Source organism: Mycobacterium kyorinense, from assembly GCF_002101735.1.
GTDB classification, from domain to species: Bacteria; Actinomycetota; Actinomycetes; order Mycobacteriales; family Mycobacteriaceae; genus Mycobacterium; species Mycobacterium kyorinense.
In genome coordinates this window covers 127,879-153,485 of the sequence record NZ_LQPE01000172.1, presented here as the reverse complement: position 1 = coordinate 153,485, position 25,607 = coordinate 127,879, and the positions used below count along the sequence as shown (strand labels likewise).

29 protein-coding genes, 1 pseudogene and 1 riboswitch are annotated in these 25,607 nt (G+C 67.6%); of the genes and pseudogenes, 19 read left to right on the top strand and 11 right to left on the bottom strand.

Annotated features, from left to right (window positions below; translation table 11 throughout):
* Positions 1 to 654, top strand: a complete 654-nt coding sequence (locus AWC14_RS26635; RefSeq protein WP_142281850.1) for a hypothetical protein — start codon at positions 1 to 3, stop codon at positions 652 to 654.
* Between the two features lie 338 nt (positions 655 to 992).
* On the opposite strand, the pseudogene AWC14_RS29885 reads toward AWC14_RS26635, so the two are convergent.
* The 3 genes and pseudogenes from AWC14_RS29885 to AWC14_RS26625 all read right to left on the bottom strand — a co-directional run.
* Positions 993 to 1,271: pseudogene (locus AWC14_RS29885) on the bottom strand (IS701 family transposase); the annotation flags it as partial.
* Positions 1,272 to 1,641: 370 nt separating this feature from the next.
* A complete protein-coding gene (locus AWC14_RS26630) occupies positions 1,642 to 2,391 on the bottom strand; it encodes a hypothetical protein (protein ID WP_057003428.1) in 750 nt (249 codons plus the stop codon).
* A gap of 24 nt (positions 2,392 to 2,415) precedes the next feature.
* A complete protein-coding gene (locus AWC14_RS26625) occupies positions 2,416 to 2,724 on the bottom strand; it encodes a helix-turn-helix transcriptional regulator (RefSeq protein WP_045375338.1) in 309 nt (102 codons plus the stop codon).
* A gap of 140 nt (positions 2,725 to 2,864) precedes the next feature.
* Here AWC14_RS26625 and AWC14_RS26620 point away from each other — a divergent pair, with 140 nt between their 5' ends.
* The 5 genes from AWC14_RS26620 to AWC14_RS26600 all read left to right on the top strand — a co-directional run bounded on the left by AWC14_RS26620 (position 2,865) and on the right by AWC14_RS26600 (position 7,641).
* Positions 2,865 to 3,251, top strand: a complete 387-nt coding sequence (locus AWC14_RS26620) for a hypothetical protein (protein ID WP_085241534.1) — start codon at positions 2,865 to 2,867, stop codon at positions 3,249 to 3,251.
* A 112-nt stretch (positions 3,252 to 3,363) separates the two neighbouring features.
* Positions 3,364 to 4,875, top strand: a complete 1,512-nt coding sequence (locus AWC14_RS29295) for a DUF7159 family protein (protein WP_162267218.1) — start codon at positions 3,364 to 3,366, stop codon at positions 4,873 to 4,875.
* A gap of 36 nt (positions 4,876 to 4,911) precedes the next feature.
* Positions 4,912 to 5,238 (top strand): hypothetical protein, encoded by a 327-nt coding sequence (locus AWC14_RS26610; protein ID WP_045375334.1) that lies wholly within the window; start codon positions 4,912 to 4,914, stop codon positions 5,236 to 5,238.
* A gap of 292 nt (positions 5,239 to 5,530) precedes the next feature.
* Positions 5,531 to 6,235 carry a response regulator transcription factor gene (locus tag AWC14_RS26605; RefSeq protein ID WP_045375332.1) on the top strand — a complete coding sequence of 235 codons (705 nt, stop codon included), beginning with the start codon at positions 5,531 to 5,533 and terminating at the stop codon, positions 6,233 to 6,235.
* Complete coding sequence (locus tag AWC14_RS26600) at positions 6,232 to 7,641, top strand: sensor histidine kinase (protein ID WP_085241532.1); 1,410 nt, start codon at positions 6,232 to 6,234, stop codon at positions 7,639 to 7,641. Before AWC14_RS26605 ends, AWC14_RS26600 begins: the two co-directional genes overlap by 4 nt.
* Here the strand turns inward: AWC14_RS26600 and AWC14_RS26595 are convergent, their stop codons facing one another.
* Entirely contained in the window at positions 7,642 to 8,403 is a 762-nt protein-coding gene (locus tag AWC14_RS26595; protein WP_045375328.1) for a TVP38/TMEM64 family protein, read from the bottom strand.
* Between the two features lie 158 nt (positions 8,404 to 8,561).
* Between AWC14_RS26595 and mutA the strand changes: the two genes are divergently transcribed.
* The 4 genes from mutA to lipL are packed head-to-tail and all read left to right on the top strand — an operon-like array spanning position 8,562 to position 14,967.
* On the top strand, positions 8,562 to 10,391 hold the full coding sequence (gene mutA, locus AWC14_RS26590) for a methylmalonyl-CoA mutase small subunit (protein WP_045375326.1): 1,830 nt from the start codon (positions 8,562 to 8,564) through the stop codon (positions 10,389 to 10,391).
* A 5-nt stretch (positions 10,392 to 10,396) separates the two neighbouring features.
* Complete coding sequence (scpA, locus tag AWC14_RS26585) at positions 10,397 to 12,655, top strand: methylmalonyl-CoA mutase (RefSeq protein WP_045375325.1); 2,259 nt, start codon at positions 10,397 to 10,399, stop codon at positions 12,653 to 12,655.
* Between the two features lie 4 nt (positions 12,656 to 12,659).
* Positions 12,660 to 13,649 (top strand): methylmalonyl Co-A mutase-associated GTPase MeaB, encoded by a 990-nt coding sequence (meaB, locus tag AWC14_RS26580; RefSeq protein WP_045375323.1) that lies wholly within the window; start codon positions 12,660 to 12,662, stop codon positions 13,647 to 13,649.
* Positions 13,650 to 13,701: 52 nt separating this feature from the next.
* Positions 13,702 to 14,967, top strand: a complete 1,266-nt coding sequence (lipL, locus tag AWC14_RS26575; RefSeq protein WP_045375321.1) for an esterase/beta-lactamase LipL — start codon at positions 13,702 to 13,704, stop codon at positions 14,965 to 14,967.
* Here lipL and AWC14_RS26570 read toward each other — a convergent pair.
* Entirely contained in the window at positions 14,964 to 15,176 is a 213-nt protein-coding gene (locus AWC14_RS26570) for a dodecin (protein WP_045375394.1), read from the bottom strand. The two genes, lipL and AWC14_RS26570, sit on opposite strands and share 4 nt — an antisense overlap.
* An 83-nt stretch (positions 15,177 to 15,259) precedes the next feature.
* Complete coding sequence (locus AWC14_RS26565) at positions 15,260 to 15,595, bottom strand: hemophore-related protein (RefSeq protein WP_045375319.1); 336 nt, start codon at positions 15,593 to 15,595, stop codon at positions 15,260 to 15,262.
* Positions 15,596 to 15,805: 210 nt separating this feature from the next.
* On the opposite strand from AWC14_RS26565, the gene AWC14_RS26560 reads away from it, so the two are divergent.
* A complete protein-coding gene (locus AWC14_RS26560; RefSeq protein WP_045375317.1) occupies positions 15,806 to 16,177 on the top strand; it encodes a hypothetical protein in 372 nt (123 codons plus the stop codon).
* A gap of 10 nt (positions 16,178 to 16,187) precedes the next feature.
* On the opposite strand, the gene AWC14_RS26555 is transcribed toward AWC14_RS26560, so the two are convergent.
* Positions 16,188 to 16,928 (bottom strand): hypothetical protein, encoded by a 741-nt coding sequence (locus tag AWC14_RS26555; RefSeq protein WP_045375315.1) that lies wholly within the window; start codon positions 16,926 to 16,928, stop codon positions 16,188 to 16,190.
* A 197-nt stretch (positions 16,929 to 17,125) separates the two neighbouring features.
* Here AWC14_RS26555 and AWC14_RS26550 point away from each other — a divergent pair, with 197 nt between their 5' ends.
* Together AWC14_RS26550 and AWC14_RS26545 are read left to right on the top strand one after the other, a co-directional pair.
* The gene (locus AWC14_RS26550) at positions 17,126 to 18,226 is read left to right on the top strand and encodes a zinc-dependent alcohol dehydrogenase (protein WP_045379384.1); all 1,101 of its coding nucleotides are present in this window, start codon (positions 17,126 to 17,128) and stop codon (positions 18,224 to 18,226) included.
* A complete protein-coding gene (locus AWC14_RS26545; protein ID WP_057003358.1) occupies positions 18,223 to 18,786 on the top strand; it encodes a carboxymuconolactone decarboxylase family protein in 564 nt (187 codons plus the stop codon). Before AWC14_RS26550 ends, AWC14_RS26545 begins: the two co-directional genes overlap by 4 nt.
* 69 nt (positions 18,787 to 18,855) lie before the next feature.
* On the opposite strand, the gene AWC14_RS26540 is transcribed toward AWC14_RS26545, so the two are convergent.
* Positions 18,856 to 19,290: a PaaI family thioesterase gene (locus AWC14_RS26540; RefSeq protein WP_045379381.1), complete on the bottom strand. Its 435-nt coding sequence runs from the start codon at positions 19,288 to 19,290 to the stop codon at positions 18,856 to 18,858.
* 57 nt (positions 19,291 to 19,347) lie between these two features.
* Between AWC14_RS26540 and AWC14_RS26535 the strand changes: the two genes are divergently transcribed.
* From AWC14_RS26535 to AWC14_RS26520, 4 genes are all read left to right on the top strand, one after another.
* On the top strand, positions 19,348 to 20,469 hold the full coding sequence (locus AWC14_RS26535) for a nitronate monooxygenase (RefSeq protein ID WP_057003359.1): 1,122 nt from the start codon (positions 19,348 to 19,350) through the stop codon (positions 20,467 to 20,469).
* The gene (locus AWC14_RS26530) at positions 20,466 to 21,092 is read left to right on the top strand and encodes a TetR/AcrR family transcriptional regulator (protein ID WP_045379378.1); all 627 of its coding nucleotides are present in this window, start codon (positions 20,466 to 20,468) and stop codon (positions 21,090 to 21,092) included. Before AWC14_RS26535 ends, AWC14_RS26530 begins: the two co-directional genes overlap by 4 nt.
* A gap of 2 nt (positions 21,093 to 21,094) precedes the next feature.
* Positions 21,095 to 22,534, top strand: coding sequence for a flavin-containing monooxygenase (locus AWC14_RS26525; protein WP_235215917.1), 1,440 nt, complete (start codon positions 21,095 to 21,097; stop codon positions 22,532 to 22,534).
* Between the two features lie 87 nt (positions 22,535 to 22,621).
* Positions 22,622 to 22,790, top strand: a riboswitch (M-box (ykoK) riboswitch).
* Between the two features lie 253 nt (positions 22,791 to 23,043).
* Entirely contained in the window at positions 23,044 to 23,277 is a 234-nt protein-coding gene (locus tag AWC14_RS26520; protein ID WP_045379373.1) for an Rv1535 family protein, read from the top strand.
* Between the two features lie 50 nt (positions 23,278 to 23,327).
* Here the strand turns inward: AWC14_RS26520 and AWC14_RS29880 are convergent, their stop codons facing one another.
* Both AWC14_RS29880 and AWC14_RS29875 read right to left on the bottom strand, forming a co-directional pair.
* The gene (locus tag AWC14_RS29880; RefSeq protein WP_249026348.1) at positions 23,328 to 23,660 is read right to left on the bottom strand and encodes a hypothetical protein; all 333 of its coding nucleotides are present in this window, start codon (positions 23,658 to 23,660) and stop codon (positions 23,328 to 23,330) included.
* Positions 23,661 to 23,666: 6 nt separating this feature from the next.
* Positions 23,667 to 24,029 (bottom strand): TetR/AcrR family transcriptional regulator, encoded by a 363-nt coding sequence (locus tag AWC14_RS29875; RefSeq protein WP_249026347.1) that lies wholly within the window; start codon positions 24,027 to 24,029, stop codon positions 23,667 to 23,669.
* A gap of 109 nt (positions 24,030 to 24,138) precedes the next feature.
* Between AWC14_RS29875 and AWC14_RS26510 the strand changes: the two genes are divergently transcribed.
* Positions 24,139 to 24,417, top strand: coding sequence for an STAS domain-containing protein (locus AWC14_RS26510; protein ID WP_045379369.1), 279 nt, complete (start codon positions 24,139 to 24,141; stop codon positions 24,415 to 24,417).
* Here AWC14_RS26510 and AWC14_RS26505 read toward each other — a convergent pair.
* Complete coding sequence (locus AWC14_RS26505; protein ID WP_045379367.1) at positions 24,408 to 25,169, bottom strand: lipase family protein; 762 nt, start codon at positions 25,167 to 25,169, stop codon at positions 24,408 to 24,410. The genes AWC14_RS26510 and AWC14_RS26505 overlap by 10 nt on opposite strands.
* Positions 25,170 to 25,232: 63 nt before the next feature.
* Here AWC14_RS26505 and AWC14_RS26500 point away from each other — a divergent pair, with 63 nt between their 5' ends.
* Positions 25,233 to 25,607, top strand: a complete 375-nt coding sequence (locus AWC14_RS26500; protein WP_045379364.1) for an amino acid-binding protein — start codon at positions 25,233 to 25,235, stop codon at positions 25,605 to 25,607.

Genomic DNA, 25,607 nt, shown 5'->3' with positions numbered 1-25,607 from the left:
GTGACCGGAGCTATCGGTCTACTCTTTACGGTGTTGGCATCGTCAAAGAATCGCCGAGCGGGCCGACGCGTGTTTTGGGGGGGTGCTCTCCTCGCAGCGATATCCGCGTTTTTTATCGCATACCCGCCCGACTGGAAGTCAGGGGCGTTATTGGCGATGTTTGCCAGCGGTATGACCGTTTTTACAGCCTACTTTTACACTCCATATATTAAGATTCGCGGAAAAATTTACGCGTTCCATATCGACGACAGCCGGCCTGACCCCTCCAGTGGTGCCTCGCCTGCGCCCGCCAATGACGAGCCCAGCTACGATCCGGCGCAAGACGCCTATAGGGCACTCGGAGGAACTACCGCCAGTAAAATGTGGTGGCTCATGATTTTTGCTATGGCGCTGTGTGTGTTAGGAGTTGCTGAATACTTTCATTTTAGAGATAGTCTATGGAGTGCGGTCTCGGCGGCGGCCGTCGTCGTGGTCGTAGCTGCCCTTTTTGGTTACGCGGTTGACGCAAGTCCAGGTTATCCGATAGCGCGAGGTCAGTATCTCCAGTTCGCCATCGTTTCGGTCATCACCGCCGGTGTATTCACCATTTTTTACCTTTGTGGGTACTTTGCGGGAAAACGGTGGCCGCTGCATCGCGCGGAGTCCTCGGAGTAGCGCAAACATCCACGCCACTAGAGAGGCTGTCGCTAGCGGTGTTGCGTCGCAGTCGGTCTAAGTCACATGCCGGAAAATGCACCGCTTATGGCGTTTGCGGGCTCACCCGGCGGCTTTTCAGCAGTCGAAGGTGGAGAGCACGCTGACGAAGCACATAAATGGCTTACGGAGTAGCGGCGTGCACCATCTAATATATTTTTGATCGTCACCGGAGCTTTCGGTATTCTGCTTCCGACGGTGACACCATCCAAGAGCCCCAGGCAGAACGACGCTATGACGAGAATTTTCGAAATTGATCGCCAAAAACGGGGCTCAAATATTGCAGCCGTAGATCGGGATCATTGGTTTTCATGGCGTCGGTAGTGGGATTGTCGGGCGCGGTATTGATGCCGTCGTCGCCATCGTGACCAGGCCAGCAGCGTGGTGACGGTATGGTTGGTGGCGAGCAAGAGCGCGTCGAAGAGTCGGCGAAACTCGTGGATGGCCACGGCCAGGAACGCATGGGCGAGCATGGCCAGCGTGGTCCAGCGGTGCCAGGACCGCCAGCGCCGGACTTGGTGTTGGTCGAGCCCGACCAGCCCTTTGGCGGCTTGGAACGATTCCTCGATGCGCCACCGTTGGCGGCCACGGCCACCAGGGTGGCCCGGGGTACGGGGTGCAGGTGAAGCAGCGCAGGTAGGCGTGCTCGCCGGTGGTGTCGTTGCGGCGGATCAACAAATGGTGATGACCGGTGTCGGTGTCGTCTTCGGCCAGCGCCCCAGGCCCAGGAGTACACGCGGGCCGTGGCCATGGTCCCCGGCGGAGCGTTTCTGCCAGGCCCGTTTGGGCAGCATCGACGGGAGCTTATCGACGCGGATCGGTCCGGCCGCGGCGGGGACGCGCCGGTTGGCGGCCACTGCCAGCACGTAGCCCAGACCGTGACCGCGCAGGGCGGCCCGCAGGGTGTTTAAGCCTGAACAAGGAGGTCGGACCATCTTGCGGCGCGGTTCACAGCGACTGCGGTGGAAATGGTTGTGGCGGAAGCCGATTGCCCGGCGCGAACCAGCTGACCTTGCTGCGCCACGACAGGGCTGAGGCGTAGGCGAAACCCGTCACGGCCAGGCACCCGCACAGCCATACGGGCAGAGTGACATCGATGCCTGCCCACGCGGTTGCCATCTGAATCACGTTGGCCGCCACGCCGAATCCGGCAGAGATCAGGTAGAGATCCACGGTGGCCTTCGAGCGGGGATCGTGGCGCAGAATGAGCAGCAGCCTGGCTGCGTAGCTCAGCAGGTAGATGAGCAGGCTTCCCAGGACCAGCCAGTAGGCGCCCAGCCAGAGGGTGCTGACGTGAGCCGGGAACAGGTCAGGATGGTAGGCCTCGTCGGCGATGACAAAGACCGCGACCAGCACCGGCACACCGACGCCGACCGGCCCTCCGACGTGGCGATGCAAAAGTCCCTGGACTTTTTCTTCGTCGGTCAGCCGCGCCAGCGCGTGGTCGATGATGGCTGCCACCGCGACGATCAGGCACAGGTGGCCCAGCAGGTCTTCGACGTTCCACAGTCCCAGGATCCGATGCAGCGCCGGCCCGAACGTTGCCGACGCCCATGGAGACATGAGGAGGACGGCGCAGCCCTGTAAGGCGATGTTGAGGGTGGCGCCTGCCTCCCATCGTGATTGCCAGGTGTGGCGACGGATCCAAAGACTGGACACGACAGCGGCGAGGGTGGCGCTGATCAGGGCTGCCAGCATCGACTTGGTGCGTCCGGAAGGCGATCAGACGGGCGGCTTGTTAGGGTCCGGGCGAAGATCGCGCAGCCTCGGCAGCTGCGGGTCTGACTGCACGTATTCGGTGACCGCTTCGGGCTTGATCAAGCCGTAGCGGACCTGCAGGTCGACTGGGTTGAGCCCGAAGTAGTTGGCCACCTTGATCAAGTTGTCGGCGCTGATCAGCCTGCCCTCGCGGGCGGCCTTGTAGTACGCGGACTTGCGGTAACCGAAAGCCTCGTAGACCTCGGTCGCGGCGAGCGGGCGGCCGACCAGATAGGGCAGCACCACCGCCGGGTCTTTGTCGCGGTCTTCCATGTCCTGGGACCTTAGCCCTTTTATATGAACTCGATATGTGCCATCGCAAAGCCGACATGCCGTGTCGACCGGCTGTGGTCAACTTTGACGGACTTTTGTTCACAACACGATCAGCGGTCAGCCTGGAGGACCTTTCTCGCATGGGATCTGCTAATGCCGCGCAGTGCCTGGATTGCGGAAATGCGTTCACCGTGAGCCACGGCAGCGGCTTCTTCTTCCACTTGTTGCGCTGCGCAGAGTGCGGCAGAACACGCGCCGTCGGGTTCGACGAGTTGGGCGACTTTCACCTGCGTTACCTCAAAGGCTCGGCGGCGCCGCACTGCGCGGCCAGCGCCAAGCACGACGAGCTCGTCCGGGAATACGTTGAGGCCGAGCCCATTTCGGCGACGGACTATTGGGCCGGTGTGGAAGCGCTGGCCGGGTGGTGCGAGTGTGGGGGCAAAATCACGCTCGATGCGCCGGCGCGTTGTCCGGCCTGCCGCTCGCTGCAATTCGAGGAAGGCCCCGAGCTGATTCGCTACGACTGAGCGGACTGGCGAACCCTGACGCGGCGGCTAGGGTGGTAATTAGCGGCTCTATGTTGTGACGTTGTCGTGACGTCCGGGGCGGACCGGTAAGCAAACTCGTGCGGGAGGTTTAGTGGACATCGTCCTCGGTGTGTCGATGGCGCCCACGACGGTCCGCATGGTGCTGGTCGAAGGGGAAAATGCCGACGGAGTGACCGTCGACGAAGACGGCTTCGAGGTGCCCGCCGATCCCGGCGCGGCAAATACCAGTGTGGCCGACCAGGTCATCGACGCGATCCTGGGTACCCGCCAAAGCGCCGCCGAAGGCGATTACCGCCTGGCGTCGACCGGCGTGACCTGGACCAACCCGACCGAAGCCGCGGCTTTGCGCGACGCCCTGGCCACCCACAAGGTCGAAAACGTCATGCTGGTCTCGGCGTTTCTAGCGGCCGCCGCGCTGGCCCAGTCGGTCGGCAGCGCGGTGGGATACGCCCACACGGGGCTGCTCTTCCTCGAGCCCGATACGGCGACGCTGGCCATCGTCGACTCCGCCGACGGTTCGGTCACCGACGTGCGCCGCCGGTCGCTGACTGGCGCCGATGCACCGACCGAGTTGGCAGACATGATCGCGGGGCTCGAGGCGCTGCAATCCCGCCCCGACGGGGTGTTCATCGTCGGTTGCGGCGTTGACGTCACCGCGATCAAGCCCCAACTGGAGACCGCGACGCCGCTGCCGGTCAACGCGCCCGAGGAGCCGGAGACAGCGTTGGCCCGCGGCGCGGCGCTGGCGGCGGCGAATGCCCCGCTGTTCGCGTCGTCGACCGCAGCCGTTGCCTATGCCCAGGTTCCCGACTGGACGACGGCTGGGGTGGTGGATCCGGATGCCGCAGCAGACCTTTCGGACTTCGATGACCCCTACACCGTCGACGACGCCGACTTCGGCCAAACCGAACACGGGCGAAAGCCGTTCCTGGTGGCTCTTAGCGCGATGACGGTCTTCTTCGTCGGGGTGTTGGCGCTGGTCGTGTCGCTGGCGATCGCGGTCCGGCCGACCGCCAGTCAGCGGCCAAACCCCGGGGGAAGCGTCGTCGCACCGGCCGAGCGCATGCCGGCACCGGCTCCCAAGGCGGAGGTGCCGGCACCTCCGGCGGCGCCTCCGAACACGGTCGAGCAGCCCGCGCCCGAGGTGCAGCAGGTCCCTGTCGAGGCGCCGTCACCCGCACCGGCACCCGTCGCTCCGGCGCCCGTTCAGGTGCCCGCCGCTGCCGCGCCTGCTCCGGAAGCCCCGGCGCCGCAGGCTCCACCGGCTCCGGCGCCTGAGCCGGCGGCTCCGGCTCCACCGCCCGCCGCTCCGGCACCGGTGCCTGTGCCAATACCGGTGCCGGTGGCGCCGGTCATCCCCCAACTGCCGTCTATCTTCGCTCCGCCCGGCAACAACTCGCCGTGGCAGCCGGGCGGCGGCGACCGTGACCGGGGCGGCTGGCAACCCGGCGGCGGTGACCGTGACCGAGGCGGGTGGCAGCCCGGCGGCGGTGGCGGATGGCTCCCCGGCGGTGGTGATCACGGCGGTGGTCGCGGCGGCTTCGGCGGCATTGGCGGCGGATTCGGCGGCGGCCACGGCGGCTTCGGCGGCCGCGGACACTGAACAACCCTTGCCGCTCTGAGTCTTACGCCGGCCGCGGTGGCGGCGGGCCCCACGGCGGCATCGGACCGCCAGGCGGGGGCGGCGGTGGAGGCGCCCAGGGCCCGGGCGGTGGGGGCCGCGGTGGCCCACCCGGCGCCGGCGGCGGAGGTGCCGGCTCGCCGGGGGCAGGTGGATGCTGAGGCGGCTGCGCGTGGCGCGGATGCGGTCCGGCCGGAGCTTGCGCTGGTGGCGCAGCGGGCGGCATCTCCGCGGGCGGAGGCCCAGGGGGCCCGGCGTGCGGCGGGAACGGCGGCGGCGGTGGCCGCAGTGGCGCGTCGGCGCTGGTCTGCCAACCGGGCGGGGGAGGCGCCGGAGCGGACGTGATGGCGATGACCGCGGCGGTGAGCAGCGCCCCCACAATGATCCCGGCCACACCGGCGACGGCTGCCACGCCCACCGGATGGCGTTGTGCGGACAACTCGCTCCATCCCCGGCGAGGCTGCGCTGCAACGGGTTCGGCCGCCGGCGGCGAGCTTTCTGGTTCGGGGGTTGCGTTCTGATTCTCTTCGGCGTTCATGACCGTGACGCTAGGCAGCGAAGTTGAAGTGAAGCTGAACAAGCCGGTGCTCGCCGTTTCTTCAGCCTGATCTCAGCTACGCAGCGCTAAGAATGAGACATGGCCGATTGTCGCCGCGCCGAGTTCAGTGTCGGCGTACCGCGTGTGCTGGTGGTCGAAGACTCCGAAACCATCCGCGAGATGGTCAGCGAGGCATTGTCCGACGCCGGCTACCACACCGAAGCGCGGACCGACGGCGACGACCTCGAGGAGGTTCTCGACGGGTTTCGGCCCGACCTGGTGGTGCTGGATGTGATGTTGCCGGGCCGCGACGGGTTTGCGCTCATCGACGTCGTTCTCGAATGGGGGAAGGCGGGCATTGTGTTGATCACCGCCCGCGACGGCCTGCCGGACCGGTTGCGTGGCCTCGACGGCGGCGCCGACGACTATGTGGTCAAGCCGTTCGAGCTGGCCGAGTTGGTGTCGCGGGTCGGCGCGGTGCTGCGGCGACGAGGCCGGCTGCCCGAAGTCGTGCAGGTCGGCGATCTGATGCTCGACGTCGACGCCGGCGTGGCCTCACGCGACGGTCACCGGCTGGAGCTGACCGCCACCGAACTGCGGCTGCTGGCATATCTCGTCGAGCAGCGCGGCCGGATCGTCAGCGCCGCGCAGATCCTGAACGCGGTGTGGGGCTACGACGCCTACGACCCCAACCTGGTGCAGGTGCACATCAGCGGGCTGCGCCGCAAACTCGAGGCGCACGGGCCGCGCATCCTGCACACCGTCCGCGGCATCGGTTATCGCCTGCAGCCGCAGCGATCATGACGTCCGAGGCCTCGACGCCCACCCCGTCGCTGCAGCGCCGCGTGACAATCATCGTGCTCGGGCTGTTGGCCGTGCTGCTGCTGATTTTGGGCATCACCATCGACGTGACGTTGGGCGTTCAGGCCCGACGCAACCTGCACGACCGGCTGGTCGCCGCCACCGCCCGCGCCGACGCGTTGGCCATCGCGCACACGCCGCCGGCACAGTTGGCCGCCGAGCTCACCGGCGGCAGCGTGCGGGCGCTGCTGGTCACGGCCGACGGCGCCACCTACGGCGACCGGGGTATCAGCCCCGACACCAACGCAGGCCCGACAGTCCCGCCGCCACCGCCACCGCCACGTCCGCCACCGCCGGATGCCACCGCCACCGTGGTGGTGCATCCGTTGCCGACCGGCGGACGGGTCATCCTGGTCGCCGACACCACACAGACCACACAGGTGACGCGGCAACTGCGGCAGCTGATGATCGGCGCCGGAGTGGTCACGCTGCTCGTCGCGGCGCTGCTGCTGGTGGCGGCCAGCCGGGCCGCGCTGCGGCCGCTGGACCGGTTGACCGGACTGGCCAGAGCTATCACCACCGGCGATCGCGGCAGGCGGCTTCACCCGGACCGGGTCGACACCGAATTAGGCCGGGCCGCAAGTGCTTTTGACGGGATGCTGGATGCGTTGGAAGCCTCCGAGCGGCGGGCCCAACAAGCCGCGGAAGCTGCGCAGCGCGCCGAGACGGCCACCCGGCGCTTTCTCGTCGACGCGGCTCACGAGTTGCGCACACCGATCGCCGGCATCCAGGCCGCCGCCGAGCAGCTCGCCAGTTACGCCGGCCAGGAGGACGCCGACCCCGAGGCGCGTCGCCAGTACCACCGAGCGACACTGCTGCTTTCCGATGCGCGGCGCGCGGGCTGGCTGGTCGCCGACATGCTCGACCTGAGCCGCATCGACGCCGGCCTGCCGCTGGACATGCAGGACGCCGACCTCGCCGTCGTTGCCGACTCCGAGGTCGACCGGGCCGCCATGCTGGCGCCGCAGCTGGCCGTCACCCGCAGTGGCCTTGACGCGCTGACCGTCCGCGCCGATCCCACTCGGGTGGCGCAGATCCTGTCCAACTTGCTCGACAACGCACGGCGGCACACCCCGCCGGGCGGGCGCATCACCACCGACCTGCAAAAGCGCGACGGCGTGGCGGAAGTGACCGTCACTGACACCGGCCCGGGGATTCCCGACGACGAGCGCGAGCGCATCTTCGAACGGCTGGTGCGCCTGGATGCCGCCCGGGCACGCGACCACGGCGGCGCAGGCCTTGGCCTATCGATCGCGCGGGCACTCGCTCGCGCTCACGGCGGCGACCTGGCGTGCCTCGCGCACAGCGGCGGTGCTCGATTCCGGTTGACGTTGCCGGGTGCTCGATAGTCAGCCGGTGACAGCCGGCTCTGCGGCGTCCTCAGCCTCCGCCAACTGTGCGCGGTGGTGCCGGCGGTGATGTCGGATCTCGTAGGCCAGCAGCGACAGCCCGACGATCCCCGTGCACAGCGACACCAAAAACAGCAGCGGGCTGACGTCACCGGTGAGCGCATCGCCCAAGATCACGACCGCGGCCGTTCCGGGAAACACTCCCGCGAGCGTTGCCAGCGTGTAGGGCAGCACCCGCACCGCCGACGCGCCGACGGCGTAGTTCAGCACCGAAAACGGCACAGCGGGAATCAACCGCAGCGACATGACCGCCGGCCACCCGCGGTTACGCAGCCTCGCGTCCAGCGTCTCGACCGCCTGGTGGCGGACCAGCCGGCTCAGCTGCCAGCCGGCCGCCCGGACCAGCACCAGCGCAATCACGGCGCTGGTCGTGCTGGCGATGACGGCCAGCGCCACGCCCAGCACCGGCCCGAACAGCAGCCCGGCGGCCAGGGTGAACGCGGTACGCGGGAAAGGCAGCACGGTCACCAGGATGTGCGTGGCCAAAAACGCCAGCGGGAACCACGGCCCCACCGACGTGGCCCAGTCGCGCAGCTGTACCGCGGTGGGCAGCGGAACCAGCAGGGCGACAGCCACGACCACAGCCACCGCCCCCGCTGTCAGCAAGATCCGCCGCCGGGGAACCTGCCGCGCCGTCGCGACCACAGCGGAGGCCAAGCCGCGCAACGTATCGGCGATTCTGCTGGTGGCGGAACCCGTCACGAGACCCAAGCTTACGTGGCCGTCGGTGAACAACCCGTTGCGCGCACTTGGCGTTTCCCCACCGGCTCCAGGGCGCCGAGGCCCATCAATTAGCCTGGTTAGCGAGTGCGAGTCCCAACCAGGGGGCTGCCGCTTGCTGCGAACAACAGGAGACGCCGGTGTCTGTTGATGTGTCCGCCGAGCCCGCCGACCTGGGGCAGGGCCGGGCCCGCTGGCGCGAGGCGGTGGCCGGCGTGCTGGCCAAGAGCACACGACGCGACGTCGACGAGCTCGGCCCCGAACCGGAGCGGCTGCTGGACACCCCGACCTACGAGGGCTTCGCCATCCGGGCGCTCTACACCGCGTTCGACGCCCTGCCCGAACCGCCGCTGCCCGGCGAGTGGCCGTTCGTCCGCGGCGCCGACGCGCTGCGCGACGTCAACTCCGGCTGGAAGGTCGCCGAGGCGTTCCCTGGCAACGGCGCCGACGACAACGCGGCGGTACTGGCCGCGCTGAACAACGGGGCGAGCGCCCTGGTGCTGCGGGTCCGCCAGTCGCCGGCGCGGCTCGAGCAGCTGCTGGCCGGGGTGTACCTCGACCTCGTGCCGATCATCGTCGACGCTGGCGCCGACTACGGCGCGGCCGCCGACATCCTGCTCAAGCTGCTCACCCGGCTGGACAACAGCGCGACGCTGTCTGTCGACCTGGGCGCCGACCCGCTGACCGCGCCGCTCAGCGCAGCCAACGGCCCGTCACTCGACGACGTGACCGCAATCGCCACCAAAGTGGCTGATATGCAAGGCGTTCGGGCGATCACCGTGGACGGCCCCACCTTTCACAACCTGGGCGCCAACGCGGCGTGGGAGCTTGCCGGCAGCATCGCGGCCGCGGTCTCGTATCTGCGGCTTCTCGACCAGTCGGGCCTGGCGGTCGAGAAAGCGTTGCGCCAAATCGGTTTCCGGTTCGCCGCCGACGACGACCAGTTCATGACGATCGCCAAGCTGCGGGCCGCGCGGCAACTATGGGCGCGGATCGCCGAAGTCGTCGGCGAACCAGCCGCAGGTGCGGCCACCATCCACGCCGAGACCTCGCTGCCGATGATGACCCAGCGGGATCCGTGGGTGAACATGCTGCGCACCACGCTCGCCGCCTTCGCCGCAGGCGTGGGCGGTGCCGACACCGTGCTGGTGCTGCCGTTCGACGTGGCAATCCCGGGTGGGTTCCCGGGCATGTCGACGAGCTTCTCGCGTCGCATCGCCCGCAACACGCAGCTGTTGCTGCTGGAGGAGTCGCACATCGGCCGGGTGCTCGACCCCGCGGGTGGATCCTGGTTTGTCGAAGACCTCACCGAACAGCTGGCCCAGCAGGCCTGGCAGCATTTCCAGGCCATCGAGGCCCGCGGCGGATTCGTCGATGCCCGCGACTACGTGACCGAGCAGATCGCCGAGGTCGCCGCGCGGCGCAGCGACGACATCGCGCACCGCCGCACCGCTATCACCGGCGTCAACGAATACCCCAACCTCGGTGAACCTCCGCTGCCGCAGGCGGATTCGTCGTCGGCCATCAAACGCTACGCCGCAGGCTTCGAAGCGCTGCGAGACCGCTCGGACGCCTTCCTGGACCGCACCGGCGCGCGCCCGCAGGTTCTGCTGCTACCGCTGGGCCCCCTGGCCGAGCACAACGTCCGGGCCACGTTCGCCGCCAACCTGCTGGCGTCCGGTGGCATCGAGGCCGTCAACCCCGGCCCGGTCGACGCCAACGGTGTCGCACAAGCCGTTTCGGACGCCGGAGCACCCACTATCGCCGTCATCTGCGGGACCGACAAGCGCTACGCCGCGGAGGCCGCCGACGTCGTCGAGGCGGCCCGCAATGCCGGGGTAGAACGGATCTACCTGGCCGGGCCGGAGAAGGCCGTGGAAAGCGCGACACACCGCCCCGACGAGTATCTGACCGCGAAAATCAATGCAGTAGAAGCGTTGTCGACTCTACTGACCCGGTTGGGAGCCTGACCACGATGACTGCGAGTATGTCCGCTGTCGGCAGCTTCGCCGATGTCCCGCTGCACGGCAAGCGCGCCGCCGAGCCCGCCACCGAAGCCGCCGTCGAAAAGCATGTCGCCGCCGCCGCGTCGGCGCACGGGTACACCCCGGACCAGCTCGACTGGCACACGCCGGAAGGCATTGTCGTCAAACCCCTCTACATCGGCGCCGACCGTGAGGCCGTGGTCGCCGAGGGCTACCCGCTGGACAGCTTCCCCGGTGAGCCGCCGTTCATCCGCGGGCCGTACCCGACGATGTACGTCAACCAGCCGTGGACCATCCGCCAATACGCCGGCTTCTCCACCGCCGCCGAATCCAACGCCTTTTATCGGCGCAACCTGGCCGCCGGTCAGAAAGGTCTGTCGGTAGCCTTCGACCTGGCCACTCACCGCGGCTACGACTCCGATCACCCCCGGGTGCAGGGCGACGTCGGAATGGCCGGTGTGGCAATCGATTCCATCCTGGACATGCGGCAACTATTCGACGGGATCGACCTGTCGAGCGTCAGCGTGTCGATGACCATGAACGGCGCGGTGCTGCCGATCCTGGCCCTGTATGTGGTGGCCGCCGAGGAGCAGGGGGTGCCGCCGGAGAAACTGGCCGGCACCATCCAGAACGACATCCTCAAAGAGTTCATGGTGCGCAACACCTACATCTATCCGCCCAAGCCGTCGATGCGCATCATCTCCGACATCTTCGGCTACACCAGCGCGAAGATGCCCAAGTTCAACTCGATCTCGATCTCCGGCTACCACATCCAGGAGGCCGGCGCCACAGCCGATTTGGAGTTGGCCTACACGCTGGCCGACGGGGTGGACTACATCAAGGCCGGCCTGGACGCCGGGCTGGACATCGACAAGTTCGCGCCCCGGCTGTCGTTCTTCTGGGGCATCGGGATGAACTTCTTCATGGAGGTTGCCAAGCTGCGCGCGGGCCGGCTGCTGTGGAGCGAGCTGGTCAGCCAGTTCCACCCGAAGAACCCGAAATCGCTGTCCCTGCGCACACATTCGCAGACATCTGGGTGGTCGCTGACTGCGCAGGACGTCTTCAACAACGTGGCACGCACCTGCATCGAGGCGATGGCCGCCACCCAGGGCCACACCCAGTCGCTGCACACCAACGCGCTCGACGAAGCACTGGCCCTGCCCACCGACTTCTCCGCGCGCATCGCCCGCAACACCCAGCTGGTGCTGCAGCAGGAGTCGGGCACCACCCGGCCGATCGACCCGTGGGCCGGCTCGTATTACGTCGAGTGGCTGACCCACCAACTCGCGCAACGGGCTCGCGCCCACATCGCCGAGGTCGGTGAGCACGGCGGGATGGCCCAAGCGATCGACGACGGGATTCCCAAGCTGCGTATCGAGGAGGCCGCGGCGCGCACCCAGGCCCGCATCGACTCCGGGCGCCAGCCGGTGATCGGCGTCAACAAGTACCAGGTCGACGAGGACCACGAGATCGAGGTGCTCAAGGTCGAAAACAGCCGGGTGCGCGCCGAGCAGCTGGCCAAACTCCAAGAGCTGCGGGCAAATCGCGACCAGGACGCCGTCGACCGTGCGCTGGCCGAGCTGAGCCGCGCTGCCGCCGCGCACGGCACCGCCGGCGAGGACGGGCTGGGCAACAACCTGTTGGCGTTGGCCATCAACGCCGCCCGGGCCAAGGCCACCGTCGGCGAAATCTCCGACGCGCTGGAAAAGGTGTACGGACGCCATCAAGCCGAGATCCGCACTATCGCCGGGGTTTATCGTGACGAAGCGGGAGGAGGAGGAAGCATCACCCCCCTTTCTAAAGCCACCGAACTCGTCGAGAAGTTCGCCGAGGCCGACGGGCGGCGGCCGCGAATCCTGGTGGCCAAGATGGGGCAAGACGGGCACGACCGCGGGCAGAAGGTGATCGCGACGGCGTTCGCCGACATCGGATTCGACGTCGACGTCGGGTCGCTGTTCTCCACCCCCGAAGAGGTGGCCCGGCAGGCCGCCGACAACGACGTGCACGTGGTGGGGGTGTCCTCGCTGGCCGCCGGTCACCTGACGTTGGTGCCCGCGCTTCGCGACGCGCTGGCCGAGGTGGGCCGGCCCGACATCATGATCGTGGTCGGCGGCGTCATCCCGCCCGGGGACTTCGACGAGCTCTATGCCGCCGGGGCCACCGCGATCTTCCCGCCGGGAACAGTTATCGCCGACGCCGCAATCGGCTTGCTGCACAAGCTTGCCGAGCGGTTGGGGTACACCCTCTAGCTACATGACCACCGAGAACGGCGACAGCGTCGACGAACTCGCGGCTGCTGTCCGCAGCGGCGACCGCGCCGCACTGCCGCGGGCCATCACGCTGGTGGAGTCCACCCGTGCCGATCACCGAGAGCAAGCCCAGCAGTTGCTGCTGGCGCTGATGCCCGACGCCGGAAACGCCCATCACGTCGGCATTACCGGGGTTCCCGGGGTGGGCAAGTCCACCGCGATCGAGGCGCTCGGCATGTATCTGATCGAGCGCGGCCACCGGTTGGCGGTGCTGGCCGTGGACCCGTCGTCGACCCGCACCGGTGGATCGATCCTCGGCGACAAAACCCGGATGCCGCGGCTCGCAGTGCATCCCGACGCCTACATCCGTCCCTCGCCGACGTCGGGGACGTTGGGCGGGGTGGCCAAAGCGACGAGGGAAACCATCGTGCTGCTGGAGGCCGCCGGATTCGACGTGATCCTCGTCGAGACCGTCGGCGTCGGCCAGTCCGAGGTCGCGGTTGCGCATATGGTCGACACTTTTGTCTTTTTGACCCTGGCGCGCACCGGAGATCAGTTGCAGGGCATCAAAAAGGGCGTGCTCGAGCTCGCCGACATTGTCGTGGTCAACAAGGCCGACGGCGACCATCTGCCCGAGGCGCGATCGGCCGCCCGCGAGCTGTCCGGTGCGATCAGGTTGATCTACCCCCGCGAGACGCTTTGGCGGCCACCGGTTCTCACGATGAGTGCCTTAGAGGGAACGGGTTTGGACGAACTGTGGGACACCGTCGAACGTCATCGTCAGGTGCTGACCGACGCCGGTGAATTCGAAAAGCGCAGGCGCGCCCAGCAGGTCGACTGGACCTGGCAGATGGTCCGCGACACGGTGCTCGAGCGGGTGCTGTCCAACCCGGCGGTGCGCAAGATCCGCGCCGAGGTGGAGCGGCAGGTGATCGAGGGGGAATTGACGCCGGCGATGGCCGCTCAGCAAATACTTAAGGTTGCATCAGGCTAACGGAAGGATAACTTCAAAGTTGTTTGCGGACGAGGTCGCTACATTCGATGATATGAGGCTCGAAGTCGTGGGCAACCGGCGGTCGATACTACCGAACGGCGTCCGCGGCGCGGCCGATCCACACTTTGCCTGCGCAGTCCGCAGCTTTGCCAGCATGTTTCCCGGGCGTCGATTCGGCGGCGGTGCACTGGCGGTGTATCTCGACGGCGAACCCGTCGTCGACGTCTGGACCGGATGGTCTGACCGGCGCGGTCGTGTGCCGTGGTCGGCGGATACCGCCCCGATGGTGTTCTCGGCGACGAAGGGCATGGCATCCACCGTCATCCACCGGCTGGCCGACCGAGGTCTGATCGACTACGAGGCGCCGGTTGCCGAGTACTGGCCCGAGTTCGCCGCCAACGGCAAATCGGAAATCACCGTGCGCCAAGTCATGCGACACCGGGCCGGGCTTTCCGCGTTGCACGGCGCCACCAAGGAAGACTTGCTGGATCACGAACTGATGGAATCGCGGCTAGCGGCGGCACCCGCCGGAAAGCTGCTCGGCAAACCCGCCTACCATGCGCTGACCTATGGGTGGTTGATGTCGGGCCTGGCCCGGGCCGTCACCGGCAAGGGCATGCGGCAACTTTTCCGCGAGGAGTTGGCGGAGCCGCTGGACACCGACGGCCTGCATCTGGGCCGGCCCCCGGCCGACGCGCCGACTCGGCCCGCGCAGATCATCATGCCGCAAAGCACCATCCCCAACCCGCTGTTCAACGCCGTCGCCCCCAGGCTCGCCGCGCTGGAGCTGTCCCCTGGAATGGGCGCCATGTATTTCCCCGGCGCAAGAGCCGTTGTGCAGGGCGATATTCCGTTGCTCGACGGTGAGCTTCCCGCCGTGAACGGGGTGGCGACGGCGCGGGCCCTGGCGAAGATGTACGGCGCGATCGCCAACGGCGGCGAGATCGACGGCACGCAATTCTTGTCCCGCGAATTGGTCGCCGGGCTGACCGGCCGGCACAGTCTGCGGCTGGACCGCAATATCGGGATGCCGTTGTCATTCCATTTGGGCTATCACAGCGTGCCTTTCAACGTGATGCCCGGATTTGGCCACGCCGGACTGGGCGGCTCGATCGGATGGGCCGATCCGGCAAGCGGATTGGCGTTCGCGTTCGTGCACAACCGCTTGCTGTCGCCGTTTGTGCTCGTGGACCACGCCGGATTCGTCGCCACGGGCACCTTGCTGCGGCGGGGCGCCGCCCGGGCCCGCAGGCACGGGTTCGAACGAGTCACCGATTTCGGGGCGCCGTTCCCCGAGTCGGGAGCCGTTGCGGGCTAGGCATCCTCCAGCCGGAAACCGACTTTCATCGTCACCTGAAAATGGGCGACGCTGCCCTTTTCCAAGTGGCCGCGCACCGATTCCACCTCGAACCAGTCAAGGTTGCGAGTGGTCTGCGCTGCGCGGGCCAATCCATTGCGAATCGCCGTATCGACACTGTCGGTCGACGTTCCGACGATCTCGATCACCCGGTAGGTGTGGTTGCTCACGGCGCCTCCTTTGTCCGTCGGTGCTGTGAACACTAACCAGCACCGACGCCAGGCGGGCGCCTGTTGAGGCCGTGTCGACCGGCTCAGTAGTTGTTACAGGTGGAGGCGACCTGCGCGATGGTTCCCAGGTACTGCTGAGCCTGAGGTGAGCCCTGCAACTGCTGGATCATCTGCTGACGCTGCGGCGGGGGTGAGGCGAGGAATCGCCGCAATGCGGACTGCGCGATCGGCGACGAGTTGAACTGCGCCGCGGCTGCCGGGTCCTGCGCATTGAGCGCCGACACCACTTGCGGGTAGGTGCACGTGGTGTTCACGGCCGGGTCCAGCGGATCTGCGGATGCGACACCGGCCGCGGCGGCCAAGGACAACGCCACACCCCCGACCACGGTGGCAAGTCTGCTCAACGACAGTGTGACCATGTGGACACCTTCCCAGTAATGCGCCGTCGAGATTCGACGGCATCAAACGAACGGTTACGTCTTTTATCGAGGCTACCAGCGTGTGCGTTACAGGCGCCCGGCGTGGGAGTCGACCTGTGGGACAACCACTCCCGACCCGCGCGTCCCCTGCGGGAAGGGGTCCGTGGTTCACCGCCGGTTTAACTCCGTAGAATCGGCTATGATCCGGCCATGCTCCCCGACGACACGGGTAAAGATCTGGCCACAGTGCTCTCGTACATGGCCGGCCGATCGCTGAGCAAAGAGGAGCTGTGGACAGCGATGGAGCTGCCCCGCTCCACCTACTACGACCAGCTGGACAAGGGGACCCTGATCACCGCGGACAACCTGCGGAAGGCGGCGGGCAACCTCGGAGTCAACCGGGCCGAGCTGCTGGCCCGCTACCGGTTGATTGAGCCGGAGGAAGTCTTGTCGCTGGCGGCAGAACTTCGCGGAGACCACCGGGCGCAGACTGCGTCGGTGGCCACCGACGTGAAGAGTCCCGCCAAGACGCGGAAAAGGGTGTCCGAAATGAGGCCGCGGCCGGACGCGCCGCCGCTGTAAGACGGCGAACTTATCGGCGCACCACCGGGCGCTGGAACCACTTGGCCTTTTGTCGCCAGGCATGGGCCGAGGCCAACGCGAACACCGCCCCGCAGGCACACGCAAACAGCCACACCAGGCCCACACCCGACGGACCTTGCAGCGGCGGGATCACTGCGGTGGCGATCCGCACCACGCAGGCCATGATCCCGCACGCCGAAGCCACCAGATACACATTGGCGATGCGTCGTGATCGAGGGTCTTTGCGCAGCACCAGCAGTGCCCGCATGCCGTAGCCGAGCAGGTACGCGAGCGTCCCGCACAACAGCAGCCAGTACGTGCTCAGCCAAAAGTCGGTGGGCACCGCGAAGAAGTCCGGCCGGTACACCTTGCTGCCGTTGCCGATTGAAAAGGTGGCCAGCAGCAACGGGATACACAGCGTGGCCGGTCGTTCGACGAACTGCTTGAACGACGCCTGCAAAGTGTCGTCGTCGGCGAGCCGGCCCAGCGCGTTGTACACGATGGCCGACGCCGCGACGATGTAGCAGTCATGCCCGAGGTAGTCCTCGAGGTTCCATTTGCCGGTGAGGTCGTGCAGGGCAACCCCGACCGTCGCCGATACCGGCGGGGACATGAGCACCACTGCGCATCCCTGCAGCGCGATGTTGAGGGTGGCGGCCACCTCCCACCGGCAGTGCCAGGTCACCCGCCGGATCCACAGACTCCACGAGATGGAGCACAGCGTGACGAGGATGAGAACGCCGAGAGCCATCGGGGGAGCTCTACGCGGTCTCGTTCAACATTGCCGGGAATCCCTCCTCGCAGCCGTCGCGGTTGCGCAACCCGCGATGCAGACGTCCAGGTCATGGTAACGCCCGGCCCGTCACGCGAATTCGTCAATGACAAACAGATGCGGACCTATCCGGTGTTTGATTGACGCATCAGTCAACAAGTCTTTAGTGTGCCGGTATGTCGCAAGCGGTGGCGCGGGCGTTGGTACTGGAAGCGCCGCGGCTCCTGAACGCGCGGGAGCTTTCGGTCCCGGCGCTTGGCGATGACGACGCGCTGATCCGGGTCGCCGCCTGCGGGCTGTGCGGCACCGACCACGAGCAGTACAGCGGCGTGCTGTCTGGCGGGTTTGCGTTCGTTCCCGGTCACGAGACGGTCGGGACCGTCGAGGCGATCGGGCCGCGAGCGGCGCAACGCTGGGGAGTGGCCGTGGGCGATCTGGTGGCCGTCGAGGTATTCCAGTCCTGCCGGCAGTGCCCGGCGTGCCTGGCGGGGGAGTATCGGCGTTGCGAAAAGCACGGACTGGCCGACATGTACGGGTTCATTCCCGTCGACCGTGAGCCCGGACTGTGGGGCGGCTATGCCGAATACCAATATCTGGCCCCGGACTCGATGGTGCTGCCGGTGCCGACCGGCCTCGAGCCGGTGGTCGCCACGTTGTTCAACCCGCTGGGCGCCGGGATACGCTGGGCCACAACGGTTCCCGGGACAAAACCAGACGACGTGGTGGCCGTGCTGGGCCCGGGCATCCGGGGGCTGTGCGCGGCGGCGGCCGCCAAAGAGGCCGGCGCCGGTTTCGTGATGGTGACCGGTCGCGGCCCGCGCGATGCGGAAAGGTTGGCGCTGGCGCCGAAGTTCGGTGCCGATCTGGCCGTCGACGTCGCGGTCGACGATCCGGTGCATGCGCTGATGCAAGCCACCGGCGCGCTCGCCGATGTCGTCGTCGACGTCACGGCGCGGGCGCCCACGGCATTCGCACAAGCGATCGCGCTCGCCCGCCCCGCCGGAACTGTCGTCGTCGCCGGTACTCGCGGATTCGGCGTTGGGGCCCCGGGCTTTTCACCCGACACGCTGGTGGTCAAGGAGTTGCGGGTGCTGGGGGCACTCGGCGTCGACGTGACTGCCTACCGGGCGGCGCTTGATCTGCTGGCGTCCGGCCGCTACCCGTTCGCGAGCCTGCCGCGCCGCTGTGTGGGCCTCGACGACGCCGAAGACCTGCTCGCCACGATGGCAGGCGAGCGCGACGCTGTCCCGCCCGTCCACGGAGTGCTGATCCCATGACCCAACCTCGCGTCCCCCTGCTGCCCGTCGACGAGGCCATGGCCGCCGCCGACGAAGCGGGCGTGCCCAATTACATGGCCGAGCTCAACATCTTCCGGGTGCTGCTGAACCACCCGAGCCTGGCGCGTGGGCTCAACGATCTGCTGGCCACCATGCTGTGGCACGGCGCGCTCGACTCGCGGCTACGCGAGCTGGTGATCATGCGGATCGGTTGGCTCACCGCTTCCGAATACGAGTGGACGCAGCACTGGCGCGTTGCGCAGGGCCTCGGGGTATCCGCCGACGATCTGCTGGGCGTGCGGGATTGGCAGTCTTACAAGGGATTTGGCGCCGCGGAGCGGGCGGTGCTGGCCGCCACCGACGACGTCGTGCGCGACGGCGCGGTGGGCGCCCAGAGCTGGGCGGCGTGCGAACGCGAGCTCGGCGCCGACCGGGCGGTGCTGATCGAACTGGTCACCGCGGTCGGCGCGTGGCGAATGGTCGCCTCGATCCTGCGCAGCCTGCAGGTCCCGTTGGAGGACGGTGTCGCCAGCTGGCCGCCCGACGGCCAAGCGCCCTAGACGCGCCGAGTGTGGGGTTAAGGGACGCGTTCGTCGAAAAAGCGTGACACAACCGCACATTCGGCGGAGTTAGACGATCCGATACGTCTGCACGGCATGCGCGACGACGTTGCCGTCGGTGTCGGTGGCGGTGATCTCGGTGAACGTGAGCTCTTTGCGCCGCCGTGTGGTGCGGGCATGGCACAGCAGATCGCACTGTTTGGCCGCGCCGGTGTACTGGATGCTCATCGCGACTGTGGAGGCCCGCATGCCCTTGTCGAAGTCGTGGTTGGACCAGGCGGCGGCCGCGCCGGCGGTGTCCATCACCGACGCGATCACCCCGCCGTGAAAGTAGACGCCGTCGTTGGTGAGGTCTTCGCGGAACGGCAGCCGGACGGTGACGTCGTCGGGCTCGTAGCGGTCGAACACGATGCCCAACCCGGCCAGGAACGGCGTCGTCGGCATCAGATCCCGCACCGCGAGGCGGCGCTTGTGCTGCTGCTCCTCGGTCAACGGGTCTGCCATGACCCGCACCCTACGTGTGATTGACACGTCAATCAATAACTCGGTAGCGTCATCGCCGTGCGAACCAGGGTCGCCGAACTGCTCGGCGTGGAGTTCCCGATCTGCGCGTTCAGCCACTGCCGCGACGTGGTGGCCGCGGTGACCAATGCCGGCGGCTTCGGCGTCCTCGGCGCCGTCGCGCACAGCCCGCAGCGGCTGGACACCGAGCTGTCGTGGATCGAAGAACAGACGGGCGGCAAGCCCTATGGCGTCGACCTGCTGCTGCCGCCGAAATACGTCGGCGCCGAATCGGGCGGCATCGACGCCCAGCAGGTGCGGGCACTGCTTCCCGAGGAACACCGCGCGTTTCTCGACGAGCTGCTGGACCGTTACGGAATTCACGGTGCGACAGGGTCTTTGCCGCCGACCGCGGGGCTCAACGTGTCGCCCAAGGGCTACCAGCCGCTGCTCGACGTCGCCTTCGACCACGACATCCGGTTGATCGCCAGCGCGCTCGGACCGCCGCCGCCCGATCTGGTCACCCGCGCCCACGACAACGACGTGCTGGTGGCCGCGCTGGCCGGCACCACCGAGCACGCCCGGCGGCACGCGGCCGCCGGGGTCGACCTGATCGTCGCGCAGGGCACCGAGGCCGGTGGCCATACCGGCGAGGTGGCGACGATGGTGCTGGTGCCCGAAGTCGTGGACGCCGTTGCGCCGACGCCTGTGTTGGCCGCCGGCGGGATCGCGCGCGGGCGCCAGATCGCCGCCGCGTTGGCGCTGGGTGCCGAAGGGGTGTGGTGCGGGTCGGTGTGGCTGACCACCGAGGAGGCCGAGACGCCGCCGGTGGTCAAGGACAAGTTCCTGGCCGCGTCGTCGTCGGACACCGTGCGTTCGCGGTCGCTGACCGGCAAGCCCGCCCGGATGCTGCGCACGGCGTGGACCGAAGAGTGGGAGCGGCCGGAAAGCCCTGCGCCCCTTGGCATGCCGTTGCAAAGCGCGCTGGTCGCGGAGCCGCAGCTGCGGATCAACCAGGCCGCCACCCAGCCCGACGCGAAGGCCCGCGAGCTGGCGACCTATTTCGTCGGTCAGGTCGTCGGCTCGCTGGACAAGGTGCGGCCGGCGCGGTCGGTGGTGCTCGACATGGTGTCGGAATTCATCGACGCCGTCGCGCGCCTCGACGAGTTGGTCGACCGGTGAGCCCGGCCGGCACCCGCACTCGCCGGCGCCGCGCGGTCAGCGACGAGGACAAGTCGGCCCGGCGCGACGAGATCATGGCCGCGGCCAAGAAAGTCTTCGCCCGCAAGGGTTTTCACGCGACCACGATCGCCGACATCGCCAAGGAGGCCGGACTCGCGTACGGGTCGGTGTACTGGTACTTCGACTCCAAAGACGAGTTGTTCCACGCGCTGATGGCCGTCGAGGAACAGGCGTTGCGCGCGCACGTGGCGTCCGCGGTGGCGGCGCCGGTCGACGGTGCGGAGCCGTTTCGCACCGCCGTGCAGGCCACGCTGGAGTTCTTCGAAGCCGACAGGGCGACGGTCAAGCTGCTGTTCCGCGACGCCTACGCGCTCGGTGACCGCTTCGAAAAACATCTCGGCGGCATCTACGAACGGTTCATCGATGACATCGAAACCTTCATCGTCACCGCCCAGCAGCGCGGCGAGGTGGTGGCCGCGCCGCCGCGGATGGTGGCCTACACGCTGGCCGCGCTGATCGGTCAACTGGCGCACCGGCGGCTGTCCACCGACGACGGCGTCACCGCCGCCGAAGTCGCGGATTTCGTTGTCTCCCTTGTCCTCGACGGGCTGCGCCCGCGCTGACCGTGCGCTTCGTCGTCGTCGGCGCCGGGATGGCCGGGATCCTCTCCGCCATCAAGCTGCGCGAGGCGGGGTTCACCGACGTCGTCGTCTACGAGAAGGCCGACCGCCTCGGCGGCACCTGGCGGGAGAACACCTATCCGGGCATCGCCTGCGACGTCCCGGCCCACCTGTACAGCTACACGTTCGCGCCGAATCCCGACTGGAGCCATGTGTTCGCGCCCGGACCGGAAATCCTGGCCTACTTCCACGACGTCGCACGCCGCCACGGCGTCGACAACCTCATCCGCTACGGCACCGAGGTCCGCCGCCTCGACTATGACGGAAAGCGTTGGCAGGTAACGACGTCCAGCGGCGAACACGACGAGGCCGACGTCGTCATCGCCGCCACCGGCGTGCTGCACCACCCGCGCTACCCCGACATCGAGGGGCTCGACGAGTTCAGCGGCCGAACCTTTCACAGCGCCCGCTGGGACCACCGGGTGCCGCTGGCGGGTACTCGGCTGGGCGTGATCGGCACGGGCTCGTCGGCGGTGCAAATCGTCGGCGCGGTCACCGATCTCGTCGGCGAACTGCGGCTGTTCCAGCGCACCCCGCAGTGGGTGCTGCCCGTGCAGAACCCGCCGATCGACGACGCCGAGCGGGCCCGCTACCGGGCCGACCCGACGCTGCTGCCCGCGCTGCGCGACGAACTCAACAGCGGTTTCATCCAGAACTTCGCCAACGCCGTCGTCGACGCCGATTCGGCCGCGCTGCATCAGCTGCAGGAGGTGGCGCGCGCCAACCTCGAGGACAACGTCGCCGACCCGGCGCTACGCGAAAAGCTGCGGCCCGACTATCGGGCCGGCTGCAAGCGCCTGATCATCTCGCCCAACTTCTACGACGCCATCCAGCGGCCCAACGCCCATCTGGTCACCGAGCCCATCGCGCGGGTCGAGCCCGACGGCGTGCGCACCGTCGACGGCCAACTGCATCGGCTCGACGTGCTGGTGCTGGCGACCGGATTTCGGGTCGACCGCTTCCTGCGCCCGATCGAGGTGATCGGCCGCGGCGGGATACGCCTCGACGAGCTGTGGGGGCAGCGGCCGTTCGCCTACCTGTCGGTGTCGATTCCGGATTTTCCCAACCTGTTCATGCTCAACGGACCCAACGGACCGGTCGGCAACTTCTCGCTGATCGACGTGGCGGAGGCGCAGTTCGGGTATCTGCTGCAACTCATCGAGCTGCTGCGCGACGGCGACTGCCGACAGATCAGCGCCAGCCGGCACGCCACCGCGCGCTTCGAGGCCCAGCGTGTGCAAGCCGCCAAGAAGACTGTCTGGGTGACCGGCTGCCGGAGTTGGTACCTCGACGATCGCGGCGTCCCGGTCGCCTGGCCGTGGACTTTCACCCGCTTCCGGGAGGTCATGGCGTCGCCCGCGCTGACCGACTACGAGCTGGTATAAGCCCTGGTAAACCCCCAGCGGCCGTTCAGTGAATTCACAGGTGTGGTGAATTGACCCGTTCCAGTTCTTCGTGCATCATCGGTTTCGTAAGCACCTCGTTAGGCGAGGCGTCTACACGGATACAGGCCACTGACCCCGAACGTCGAGAGACGCCCAGGGTCAGGACAGCTCCTCCCGGCTTAAGGGTTGAGCCCAAGTGGCTTCCGGGTTCCGGATACGCCGTGTAGTGCCGAAGCTCTGACGAGTGGGGTGCGGCTACCCGATCTATTCGGGTTCTGTACTCCTGCTTGCGTGCAACCAGCGCGGATCGCCGCGCGTGACGTGCCGTGAGGAGGTGAGGGACGCATGAGTTCCAGTGACAGTCCGGACCGATATCCGGGCTTCGTTTCGTCCCGATCCGGCCTCCGACACGCCGCTCTTTTCTGAGCCAGCGTTCGCCTTAACGGTCCGTTTCGGACGGGACATACGAATCCTGTTGTGCCCGTTTGATTTCCGCCTAGGAGGCGACCATGACCGCTGTACTGTACGACGACGTGGTAACCGCGACGCCGACGCCGAAGCTGCGGGTAGTTCCTGCCCCCAAGCCGGCGCCTGCGCCGGCGTCGAAGCAGACCTCCAGGCGGCCCGATCGCCCGTTCGGCGGCGACCCGCTGGTCGACGGGGCTGCCCGGCTGCTCTGTGTCCCGCTGCGGCAGCTCTACGCCGCGCTGTGGCGGGCGGGCATCCTGGAAGTCAGCGCCTGAAAGTCCGTCGCTCCCGGTGCCGAGATTCGACCTCGGTGCCGGGAGCGCTTTTATGCCCGGGCCGCGGCGATCTCCTCCGGCTTGGCCAGCGGCTCGTGGGGGTCGAGGTGCACTCCGCCGGCCTTCAGCGTGGTGTCCAGCAGCAGCCAGACCCACTCGGCCAGCTGGCCGATCAGCTCCTCCTGCGAATACGCACCCCGCTGCTGTAACCATTGGCGTGCGGCCGAATCGACGAAGCCGACGATCCCGAACCCCAGCGGCTCGGCCGGCCGCGGGTCAATTCCGAAGGCGTTCAGATAGTCGGCCAACAGCTGGGCCAGCAGGGCACCCACGGTGGCGCGGATGTAGGTGATCGCGTCGGGGGCGTCGGCCTCGTCGGTCAACAGGTGTCAGGCCAGGTACAGATACAGGTTGGTGTGGGTGGTCAGCCAGCGGATGTGCGCCCCGACGCCGATCGACACCATCTCGAGCGGGCTGCCGCTGGGCTTCCACACCGGTTCCAGCTCGGTGATCAGCATCGCGGCCGCCCGGCGCGCCACCTCGCGATGCAGGTCGGCGGCGCCGTCGAAGTAGCGGTACAACTTGGTGCGGGTGACCCCTACCTGCGCGGCGATCTGCTCGATGGACGTCGCGGGCCCGCATTCGGCGATGGTGTGCAGTGCCGCCTCGACGAATTCGGCGCGACGCCGTTCTCGTTGCCCGGCCCAGCGGATCGTCCGGCCGTCGACGGCCTCAGAAGTTGAACGGCTCACCCGAGCGCCCACCCTTTACATGGGACATGATGTACCTCTATTCTACCGGGTACGCGGCGTACCGCGTACCCGGGGATTCGAGGATGCATCAGCTGGGGGTGGGTCTGGCATGACCGATAAGACGCCGACATTGTGTTCTTTGCTCGCCTCCGACGTCGGTGACCATACCGTCGCCGGCGGTGGCGCACTGGCAAGAACTCACCTTCAGGGCCCCGGCGTTGCGGTGATGACCGACACCGACGGTGCCTACGTCTACCGGTGCGACGGCAACGCCTTGGTCCAGGATCTGTCGGACGTGGGTTACCTTGGCATGCAAGGTATTCGGGCGTTGCTGACGCTGGCGGAAGACTGTGCACGGGCCGGCGTGGGGTGGCTGCGTCAGGCCTGAGCCGCGATGAGTGCGGATAGCCCGTCTTTGTAGGCGGCGAGGCTGTGGCGCCAGCCGATGTCGATCGGGCCGCCGCTGTCGACCAGGATTTCGGTGCCGACGTGCACGTAGGGCGACGGCGGGACGTGCGGCACGATGTCGAGGAAATTGACTACGCGGAAACAACTTTCGATGGCGGCGTTGAACGCGGCGGCGAAGTCCGAGAGCCCGACCCGTGGACCGGCGAACGTGACGAGCCGCGGCTCGATCGTGTTGGGCGGCATCCCGCGGAAGATGTCCGGCGCGGCGAGCGCGGCCAGCGCCGCGCCGAGGCTGTGGCCGGTGATGAGGATCTGGTCGCAGCCGCTGCTCGCGGCCGCCAGGTTCGCGGCGATGCTGGCGCGGACAAGCTCGTAGACCTCCTGAAAGCCGCTGTGCACCTGCCCGAACCCGCTGAGGGGACGGTAGTCCTCGGGGACCGCGTCGAAGTCGGCCACCCAGTCGGCAATATCGGAGCTGCCCCGAAACGACACGAACGCGGTGCGCGTGGCTGTGCTGTGGCCCATCAACCCGAAGATGTTGGTGTCCTTGGTCATTGCCTTGACGGCGGGATGCGGGTCGGTCATCGCGACAAGCACCGCGGCCTGCACCTGAATCAGCGCGGTTTGGGTGAATCCCGACGGCAGCACGGCAGGACCGCCGTCCATCACGGTGTAGGCCGCCGTCGCCAGCGGCAGGACCACGTCGCGAGCAAACGACGCATCGAATGCCACAGCCGCAGTCTAAGGACGAAATCGCAGGTTCCGTGCGGCTTTAACGACAGCTAGCGTTAGCCCATGGCGACCGATCTGACGCTGTATGTCGACGACGACCCAGGTGAGCTCGCCCGGGTCGGCGACGTGCTGGGCGATGCAGGCGTGAACATCGCCGGTCTGTGCGCCGTCACCAGCGGCGGGGGACAGGCCAAGATCCACATCCTGGTGCAGGACGCGACGCCCGCGTTCGAAGCGCTGCAGGGCGCGGGGATCCAAATCGCCGAGGAGCAAGAGGTGATCGTGCTCGACGTGGAGGACCGTCCCGGCGGGCTCGCCGAGGTCGTCCACAAGTTGGGTGCCGCGAACGTCAACCTCGAGACCGTGTACCTCGCGACCAACACCCGGCTGGTGCTGGCCGCCGACAACCTCGCCGACGCCAAGGCCGCGCTCGGCTGA